Origin of the sequence: Frigoribacterium sp. RIT-PI-h (genome assembly GCF_001297205.1) — a bacterium.
Classification (GTDB): Bacteria; Actinomycetota; Actinomycetes; order Actinomycetales; family Microbacteriaceae; genus Frigoribacterium.
Genome location: NZ_LHOZ01000050.1, coordinates 1 through 6,778 on the forward strand (window position 1 = coordinate 1; position 6,778 = coordinate 6,778).

A 6,778-nucleotide genomic window follows, 5' to 3' on the forward strand; every position below is an offset into this window, starting at 1 on the left:
GCCCGCCGCCCTCGCCTGGGGCGGCCCGCCGAGTCGGTACACCGACGCGGCGGTCCCACGGCTCACGGACGGGCTCCCCCGCGCCTCCTCGGCCCGCGCGCGCACCGGGCTGCCGCCCGCGCTCGACGGCCCGATCGCCCCCGCACCCGCACCGCCACCGCCACCGCCACCGCCACCGCCACCGCCACCGCCACCGACCGAGAGACCACGCACCCCCGAACGACAGGAGCACCATGAGCACCACCTCGACCTCCCCGGCCTCGCGGCCCCTCCGACCGGTGCTGCCCGCCCCCGGCGAGCTGCCCGTCGCCACCGTCTCGGACGCCATGGAACGCTTCGGGGTCGCGGACGGCATCCGCCCGCTCTGGCGTGGTGCCGCCCTGTCGGGCCCGGCGTTCACGGTGTGGACCCGGCCGGGAGACAACGCCGGCCTGCACGCCGCGTTCGAGCTCATCCGTCGGGGCGAGATCCTCGTGGTGAACGGTGGCGGTGACGAGACCCGCGCCCTGATCGGCGAGCTGGTGGCCGAGAAGGCCAAGGCGCTCGGCGTCGGTGGCATCGTGCTCGACGCCGCCGCCCGCGACGTGGTCGAGCTCGAGCGCGTCGGCGTGCCGGTGTTCGCGCGGTCCGTGACGCCGGCGGGGCCCTGGAAGACCGGGCCGTTCCGCACCGGCGAGACGATCGCGGTCGGCGGCGTGGCGGTGTCGCCGGGCGACTGGGTGCTCGGGGACGACGACGGGGTGGCGATCGTGCCGGCCGCCCGGGTCGACGAGGTCGTGGCGGCGACGCACGAGCTGCTCCGCGGAGAAGGCGACCGTCGGGCGGCGAACCGGAAGCTGGTGCCGCGTGACTGACGCGGGCTCGACCGGCTCGCAGGGGTCGACGTGCTGGACGGGCCCAGGGGGCTCGGGAAGCTCGACGGACCCGGCGGGCCGCACGCCCGTCGTCTGGGTGCCGCGGCCGATCGACGACGACGTGGTCGCCTCGCTGCGCGCCTGGGCCGACGTTCGGCTCGGCTGGGGGGACGACGCCACGGACTGGTCCGACGTCGCGGCCGAGGGCGAGGGCGTGCTGCTGCGCACGGCCCGGGTCGACGGGGCGATGATGCGCGAGGCACCGCGGCTTCGCGTCGTCGCGCGGCACGGCGTCGGCCTCGACACGGTCGACGTCGACACCGCGGCCGAGCTCGGCGTCCCCGGGCCCACGCCCCCGGCCGCGAACAGCCGGTCGGTCGCCGGGCGCGCCGTGCCGTTGCTGATGGTGACCGGGCGCGGGCTCGGGGCGGCGTGGTCGGGCGGCCGAGGAACCGGGGACCCGGGTGCCGACGGCTCCGGGACCGTCCCGACCCGCGCCTCCCTCGTGGGTCGCGAACTGCACGGCGCGACGCTCGGGCTGCTCGGCTTCGGCCGGATCGCGCGGCTCGTGGCCGACACGGCCCGCGACGGCCTCGGCATGCGCGTCGTCGCCCACGACCCGCACCTCTCGGACGACGCCGTCCGGGCGGCCGGAGCCGAGCCCGCCGACCTCGACGCCCTGCTCGCGGCGTCGGACGCGCTGAGCGTCCACGTGCCCCTGACGCCCACCACCGTCGGCCTGATCGGCGCGCGCGAGCTCGCCCTGTTGCGCCCGGGCGCGGTGGTCGTCAACACCTCGCGCGGCGGCGTCGTGGACGAGGAGGCGCTGGTCGCCTCGCTCGACGCCGGTCACCTCGCAGGGGCCGGTCTCGACGTCACCACGGTCGAGCCGTTGCCCGCCGACCACCCCCTGCGCGGCCGATCCGACGTCGTGCTCACCCCGCACGTCGGAGGCCAGACCCGCGAGGCCATGGCCCGCGTCGGGCACGAGGCCGCCGAGCACCTCCGCCACGTGCTGTGCGCCCCCGGTCAGGACCCCGGCGCGAGGAAGCCCGTCTCGTAGGCGAGGATGACCAGCTGCGCCCGGTCGTGGGCGTCGAGCTTGGTCATGATGCGGTTGACGTGGGTCTTCGCGGTGTGCGGCGAGATGACCAGGTCGGTGGCGATCTCGGCGTTCGCGCGACCCCGCGCGACGAGCAGCAACACCTCGCGCTCGCGGTCGGTCAGGTGCGCGAGCTCGGGTGGCACGGCCTGCGACGGTGCAGCCCCCGACGACGACTCCCCCGAGGCCGGACCCGACCCTCCGCCGCCACCACCCGTGCCGGCACCGTCGCGGCCACCCCCCGGCAGCACGTACTTCTCGATCAGACTGCGCGTCGCGGCGGGCGACAGCAGCGACTCCCCCGCGTGCACGGCGCGGACCGCCCGGACGATCTCGTCGGGCTCCGCACCCTTGCCGATGAAGCCGCTCGCCCCGGCGCGCAGGGCCGCGACGAGGTACTCGTCCTCCTCGAACGTCGTGAGGATCAACACTCTCGTCCCGGCGAGCGACGGGTCGGCGCAGATCGCGGCCGTCGCGCCGAGGCCGTCGAGCTCGGGCATGCGGATGTCCATCACGACCACGTCCGGCCGCAGGGCCGAGGCGCGCAGGACCGCCTCCCGGCCGTTCACGGCGTCGCCCACGACCTCGACCCCGTCCTCGCCGTCGAGGATGTCGGTCACCGCCTGACGGATCAGCGGCTGGTCGTCGACGACGAGCACGGTCGTCACGACACGGCCCCGTCCCCGTCCGACGAGCGACTCACCGGCAACACGGCCGCCAGCCGAAAGCCGCCCGGCGTGGGCCCGGTCTCGACCACCCCGCGAACCGAGGCGACGCGTTCGCGCAGCCCGAGCAACCCGTGCCCACCCCGCACGTCGTCCGGGTCGGGCTCGGGCCGCACCACCGGCACGGGGTTCGTCACGACGATCGACACCTCGTGCTCGTCGACCGCGACGAGCACGTGCGCGCGGTGCTCGGCGCCGTGCTTGGCGGCGTTCGTCAGCCCCTCTTGCACGACCCGGTACGCGACGAGGTCGGCCGCGCCCGTCACCGAGGCGAGCGGCCCCTCGACCCGGGTGCCCACGACGAGCCCGGCGTCGGCGAACCCCGCCACGGGCTCGTCGAGTCGCGCCAGACCTGGCTGGGGGGACGGGGCGCGGTCCGAGGCCCCGGCGCGCAGCGCCTCGAGCAGGTCGCCGATCTCGCCGAGGACGGTCCGAGAGGGGCGGCGGATGGTCGCGAGGGCCGTCACGGCTTTCTCGGGTCGGGTCTCGATCGCCGACGACGCGACCCCGGCGTTGAGGCTGATCACCGAGATCTGGTGGGCGACGGCGTCGTGCAGGTCGCGGGCGATGCGCAGCCGCTCCTCGGCCACCCGGCGCGAGGCCTCGGCCTCGCGGGTGCGCTCGGCCCGTTCGGCGCGCTCGGTGACGGCCTCGATGTACTCGCGCCGCGAGCGGCTGGCGTCGCCCGCGGCGGCGGCGAAGGCGATGAGCAGGGTGAACTGGACCACGGGCAGGTCGACGACACGTCCGCCCACCGCCAGGAGACCGAGCAGCAGGACGGCCAGGGCGGTGCCGACCGTCACGACGATGGTGCGGCGCCGCGGGGTGCGTGCGGCGACGGCGAAGACGGCGATTCCGGTGGCGAGCACGACGCCGGGTGCGAGCGTGCCGAGCAGGGTGCCGAGGCCGAAGAACCCGACGACGGCGGCGAGCACCGGGATCGGACGGCGGCGCCGCAACGGCAGCAGGGCCGCGGGGGCCAGGACGACGGCGACGGCCAGCCCGCCGGTCGGTCGGAACTCCGCGACGGGGAAGGGGGCGAAGGCCGCACCGACGACGAGCACCGCGGCGAGCGTGTCGCCCAGCCACCAGGGGACGCGAGGTCGCGGGTAGGCCGGCTCGCGCCTCCTGCCGTCCGTCGTCGTCATGACCCCATCGTGCCCTGGAACGCCGGCGGCCGAGTCCCCCTGTGGCCCGACGTCGCGTACCGCGGTCGCGGTACGGGCGGTCGGGCAGGTGTCCGCGGTGGGGGGACGCCCCGGGCGGCGCGGCCCGCGAGGGTGGGTCTCGGCCCCGGAGACACCGGGCCGTCAGCGACAGGAGCACCATGGCGCCGATCATCTCGGTCCGAGACGTCCACCGTTCGTACGGGCGCGGCCCGAACCGGTTCGAGGCCCTCAAGGGGGTGAGCTTCGACATCGCCGAGGGCGAGAGCGTGGCGATCGTCGGCAAGAGCGGCTCGGGCAAGTCGACCCTCATGCACGTTCTCGCCCTGCTCGACGCCCCGACGACCGGCACCGTCGAGCTCGAGGGCGTCGACACGAGCACGCTCAAGGGCGGGCGCCTGAACCGGACGCGGAACAAGACGTTCGGCTTCGTGTTCCAGCAGTTCTTCCTCACGTCGAGCTCGTCGGTGCTCGAGAACGTCGTGCTGCCCATGAAGATCGCGGGCGTGCCCCGCGGCGAGCGCCGTCGCCGCGGTCTGGCGGCCCTCGAGCAGCTCGAGCTGGCCGACAAGGCGAAGAACAAGGCCCTGAACCTGTCGGGTGGTCAGAAGCAGCGCACGGTGATCGCGCGGGCGTTGGTCAACGATCCGCGCATCATCTTCGCCGACGAGCCCACGGGCAACCTCGACACGGCGACCGGGGCGGTCGTCGAGGACATCCTGTTCTCGTTGAACCGGGAGAACGGCATCACGCTGATCGTGGTGACCCACGACGAGGAGCTCGCGGCGCGCTGCGACCGGCGCATCGTGATCCGCGACGGGCTGATCGTCGACGACGAGGCCGAGGTGGCCGCATGAAGACCACCGACCTGCTGTCGACCGCCGTCTCGAACACGTTCCGGTCGAAGACGCGCACGATCCTGACCATCCTGGCGATCTTCGTCGGCGCGTTCACCCTGACGCTGACGAGCGGGCTGGGCACCGGCATCAACGCCTACATCGACGACACGGTCTCGGCCGTCGGCTCGTCCGACACCATGACGGTCACGAAGGCCTCCGACGATGCGCAGGGTCTCCGCGTGGGCGGCTCGGGCCCGACCGAGTACGACCCCGACACCGTCGCTGCCGGCGGGGTCGGCGCCCCCCGGTCGACCGCCGTCCCCCTGACCCCGGACGACGCGACGACCCTCGAGGGCGTCGACGGCGTGCTGGACGTGCAGCCGACCCGGTCGCTCTCGACCGACTACGTCGAGGGCGAGAGCGGCACGAAGTACGTCGTGTCGGCGAGCGCGCTCGTGCCGGGGCAGCAGCTCACCCTGACCGCGGGCGCCCAGCCCGACGACGACGCCGCCGACCTGCAGGTGGCGATCCCCACGTCCTACGTCGAGCCGCTGGGGTACCGCGACGACGAGGCGGCCGTCGGTCAGCCCGTCACGCTGGCCGTGACCGACGCCACGCGCACGCAGCACACGGTCACCGCGACCGTCGTCGGCGTCGCGGAGGAGAGCATCGCGTCGCCCGCCGGCGCGTCGATCACCCCGAACGCCGCTCTCGGCACGGCCCTCTTCGACGCGCAGAACGTCGGGCTGCCCGCCGACCAGGTCGACCGTTACGCGCAGGCCACGGTGCGGTTCGCCGCGGACGCGTCCGACCAGCAGGTCACCGACCTCAAGGACCGTCTGACGGCCGCCGGCTACACCGGCACCACCGTCGCCGACCAGCTGGGCACCTTCACGACGGTGATCGACGGCATCGTGCTGGTGCTCAACGCCTTCGCGATCATCGCCCTGCTCGCGGCGAGCTTCGGCATCGTCAACACGTTGCTCATGTCGGTGCAGGAGCGCACCCGCGAGATCGGCCTGATGAAGGCCATGGGCATGGGCAGTGGCAAGGTCTTCGGACTGTTCAGCCTCGAGGCGGCGTTCATCGGGTTCCTCGGCAGCGCGATCGGCGTGGGCGTCGCGATGATCGCGGGCAGCGTGGTCAGTGCCGCCCTGGCCGGATCGTTGCTGTCGAACCTGCCCGGGCTGACGCTGATCGCGTTCGACCCCGTGTCTATAGCGCTGATCATCGTCGTGGTGATGGTGATCGCGTTCCTGGCCGGCACGATGCCCGCCGCCCGCGCCGCCAAGGCCGACCCGGTGGAGTCGCTCCGCTACGAGTGAGGACGAGGAGGCGCGGGTCAGCCCCGGAAGGACGCCCCGGTCTCGTGCTCCAGCAGCGTCCACATCCAGTCGAGCGCGAGGGCGGGCGTGAGGCCGGGGGCCTTCTGGGCGAGCTGGGTCGCGAGGCCGTCGCTGTAGGCCGCGAGCTTGAGGGCGAGGGCCGACGGGTCGGCCGTCGCGAAACGCCCCTGCTCGACCCCGCGGCGCAGGGTGCGGGTGAGGCAGGCCTCCCAGACGCGGATGCGCTCGACGTACTCGGCGGCGACGGCGGGCTTGCGTGCCACGGCCGTCCAGTAGTCCGACCAGAGCCGCCAGTGCTCGTCGGTCGCGTCGGTGTCGGCGAACAGGGGCTCGACGAGCATCCGCACCCCGACGACCGGATCGGACTCGGCGTCCACCGCCTCGATGATCGACGAGTAGAACCGTGCCGTCTCGAGGGCGACGACCTCGTTCAGGATCTCGGCGACTCCGTCGAAGTGGTACGTCACGGTGCCGATCGAGACCCCGGCCGCGGCGGCGATGTCGCGCAGGCGGGTGGCACCCATGCCCTCGCGGACGATCACCTCGCGGGCCGCCTCGACGATCGACGCGCGACGGACGACCGGCTTCTGCCGCACGCCCGTGCCCGCGCCGCCCGTGCCCGCGCCGCTCAGGCCGCCCGCGCCGCCCCCGCCGCCCCCGCCGCTCATGCGGACGGCCGCGGCCCGAGCTCGCCGAAGGGCCGGGCGGCGACGGGCGCCGCCCCGGCCGCGGGGCCGCCGGCCCGT

The 6,778-nt window shown here is 74.6% G+C and carries 8 protein-coding genes; 4 read left to right on the plus strand and 4 right to left on the minus strand.

Annotated features, from left to right (window positions below):
* The coding region (locus AEQ27_RS18255; protein WP_235450971.1) for a hypothetical protein at positions 1-213 on the minus strand (213 nt) is incomplete at its 3' end.
* A 20-nt stretch (positions 214-233) separates the two neighbouring features.
* Here AEQ27_RS18255 and AEQ27_RS04240 point away from each other — a divergent pair.
* Complete coding sequence (locus tag AEQ27_RS04240; RefSeq protein ID WP_054145538.1) at positions 234-854, plus strand: RraA family protein; 621 nt, start codon at positions 234-236, stop codon at positions 852-854.
* Entirely contained in the window at positions 847-1,917 is a 1,071-nt protein-coding gene (locus AEQ27_RS04245) for an NAD(P)-dependent oxidoreductase (protein WP_200908318.1), read from the plus strand. The genes AEQ27_RS04240 and AEQ27_RS04245 overlap by 8 nt, the downstream gene beginning before the upstream one ends.
* Here AEQ27_RS04245 and AEQ27_RS04250 read toward each other — a convergent pair.
* Both AEQ27_RS04250 and AEQ27_RS04255 read right to left on the minus strand, forming a co-directional pair.
* Positions 1,884-2,624 (minus strand): response regulator transcription factor, encoded by a 741-nt coding sequence (locus AEQ27_RS04250; protein WP_054145540.1) that lies wholly within the window; start codon positions 2,622-2,624, stop codon positions 1,884-1,886. The two genes, AEQ27_RS04245 and AEQ27_RS04250, sit on opposite strands and share 34 nt — an antisense overlap.
* Positions 2,621-3,829, minus strand: a complete 1,209-nt coding sequence (locus AEQ27_RS04255) for a sensor histidine kinase (RefSeq protein WP_054145541.1) — start codon at positions 3,827-3,829, stop codon at positions 2,621-2,623. Before AEQ27_RS04255 ends, AEQ27_RS04250 begins: the two co-directional genes overlap by 4 nt.
* Before the next feature lie 179 nt (positions 3,830-4,008).
* Here AEQ27_RS04255 and AEQ27_RS04260 point away from each other — a divergent pair, with 179 nt between their 5' ends.
* Together AEQ27_RS04260 and AEQ27_RS04265 are read left to right on the plus strand one after the other, a co-directional pair.
* Positions 4,009-4,704 (plus strand): ABC transporter ATP-binding protein, encoded by a 696-nt coding sequence (locus AEQ27_RS04260; RefSeq protein ID WP_043595759.1) that lies wholly within the window; start codon positions 4,009-4,011, stop codon positions 4,702-4,704.
* The gene (locus tag AEQ27_RS04265; RefSeq protein WP_054145542.1) at positions 4,701-6,011 is read left to right on the plus strand and encodes an ABC transporter permease; all 1,311 of its coding nucleotides are present in this window, start codon (positions 4,701-4,703) and stop codon (positions 6,009-6,011) included. The genes AEQ27_RS04260 and AEQ27_RS04265 overlap by 4 nt, the downstream gene beginning before the upstream one ends.
* Before the next feature lie 17 nt (positions 6,012-6,028).
* Here AEQ27_RS04265 and AEQ27_RS04270 read toward each other — a convergent pair.
* Positions 6,029-6,778 (minus strand): TetR/AcrR family transcriptional regulator (locus AEQ27_RS04270; RefSeq protein ID WP_369813585.1); only part of this gene is annotated, 750 nt, incomplete at its 5' end.

Excerpts from the sequence above, each read along its gene's own strand:
- AEQ27_RS04240 (WP_054145538.1), top strand. The coding sequence starts at position 234 with ATGAGCACCACCTCGACCTCCCCGGCCTCGCGGCCCCTCCGACCGGTG.
- AEQ27_RS04255 (WP_054145541.1), bottom strand. The coding sequence starts at position 3,829 with ATGACGACGACGGACGGCAGGAGGCGCGAGCCGGCCTACCCGCGACCT.
- AEQ27_RS04260 (WP_043595759.1), top strand. The coding sequence starts at position 4,009 with ATGGCGCCGATCATCTCGGTCCGAGACGTCCACCGTTCGTACGGGCGC.
- AEQ27_RS04265 (WP_054145542.1), top strand. The coding sequence starts at position 4,701 with ATGAAGACCACCGACCTGCTGTCGACCGCCGTCTCGAACACGTTCCGG.